Origin of the sequence: Streptomyces sp. E11-3 (genome assembly GCF_046540415.1) — a bacterium.
In the GTDB taxonomy this organism is placed as follows: Bacteria; Actinomycetota; Actinomycetes; order Streptomycetales; family Streptomycetaceae; genus Streptomyces.
In genome coordinates, this window is record NZ_JAZGRL010000146.1 from 1 (window position 1) to 1766 (window position 1766).

At 67.8% G+C, this 1766-nt stretch carries 1 protein-coding gene; it reads left to right on the top strand.

What is annotated here, in order from left to right:
• Window positions 1-1547 (top strand): PQQ-binding-like beta-propeller repeat protein (locus U9R90_RS35945; RefSeq protein WP_411061676.1); only part of this gene is annotated, 1547 nt, incomplete at its 5' end.
• Window positions 1548-1766 lie beyond the last annotated feature (219 nt).

The following is a 1766-nucleotide window of genomic DNA, read 5'->3' on the forward strand; positions in this document are numbered from 1 at the left end:
AGCCGCAGACCCAGCCCATGGGCCAGTCCGGCTACGGCTACCCGGGCCAGCAGCAGCCGCAGTACGGCGGCTACCCGCAGCCGCAGACCATGCCGATGCAGCCGGGCACGCCCGGCCAGGGCGGCGGCAAGAAGTCCAACACCACGATGATGATCATCGTCGCCGCCGCGGTCGCGGTGGCCATGATCATCGGCGCCGGCGTCTGGTACGCGTCGTCCAAGGACAGCGACGACAAGAAGGACGAGTCCAAGAGCTCGGCCGGCGGCACGGACGGCGAGAACAAGGGCGGCGAGGGCGACAAGCCCGCCACAGGCGACGAGAAGGTGCCCACCAACACCAACGCCAAGGTCCAGTTCCAGCTGCCGAAGCCCAAGGTGGACGAGGACACCTCACCGCTGGACGTCCACGGCTCGTGGATCACCGACAAGGTGTACGCCAAGAGCGGCGACAGCAAGATCGTCGGCTATGACCCGGTCAAGGGTTCCGAGAAGTGGACGATCGAGCTGGAAGGCCCGGTCTGCGCGGCGAGCCGTGTGGTCACCAAGGACAACAAGACGGCCATCGTCTACCAGCCGGACCAGCCCACCAAGGAGACGAAGCACCACGGCTGCACCGAGGTCGCCGCGATCGACCTCGACACGGGCAAGAAGCTGTGGACCGAGTCGGCCAAGGAGGGTGACCGCAAGGCGCGGATGGACGAAGTCACCATCTCCGGGGACACCGTGGCGGCCGGCGGCACCGGCGGCGGCGCCGCCTGGGCCATCGCCGACGGCAAGGCCCGCTGGGCGCCCAAGGCGTCGGACACCTGCGAGGACAGCGGCTACGGCGGCGGCGAGGGGCTCGTCGCGGTGCGCAAGTGCGGCTCGTACGGCGACCGCAAGGTGGAGATCCAGTCCCTGAACCCGACCACGGGTGCTCCCCTTTCCACGTACAAGATGGCCTCCGGCATCGAATACGCGCACGTCGTCTCGTCCAAGCCGCTGGTCGTCGCGGTGCAGCTGGACACCGAGGCCCGTGGCTACGACTACTTCTCGATCGATGAGAAGACCGGCAAGGTCCGCGCCAAGATCACGGCACCCGGTGACCAGTACGGCGGCCGGTGCGCCGCGGTCGAGGTGGGCGACTGCCGCGGGCAGGTCGTCAGCGACGACAAGCTCTACCTGCCCACCGCGGGCGAGTACGGGAAGTCGAACGCGATCGTCTCCTTCGACCTGATGACCGGCAAGAGCACCGGAGACAAGATCGACGCGGGCGAGAAGTGGGAGTTCCAGCCGCTGCGCATGGACGGCGACAACATCCTCGCCTACAAGTTCCCGCCCTACGACAAGGGCGGCCAGGTCGTCACGATCGACCCGAACACCATGAAGGAGACGCTGCTCCTGCAGAACCCGGCCGAGCGCTCGATCCGGGACGCCGAGACCGGCTTCCTCTTCGACCACTCGGAGTTCCTCTACAAGGACGGCAAGCTGTACCTCTCCGCCCAGCTGGTCAGCGACAGCAGCTCCAGCCGCAGGTCCTTCCTGGCGGTCTCCTTCGGCGTGAGCTGAGCACGACCGACCGGTACTGAGCACGACCGACCGGTACTGAGCCCGGTGCCGCGGCGCTACCGCCGTGGCACCGGGCTTTGCCATAGGTACCCCGATCAGGCCCGGATCAGCTGGGTTTTCCGCATTCTGAGGGGCTTCTCGCCGGTAGGGGGCGCGTAACGTCGAACAAGCGTGTAGCTTCCGGGTGATGGAGGGCCGGGGGGCCCGGAGTTCGCTGGG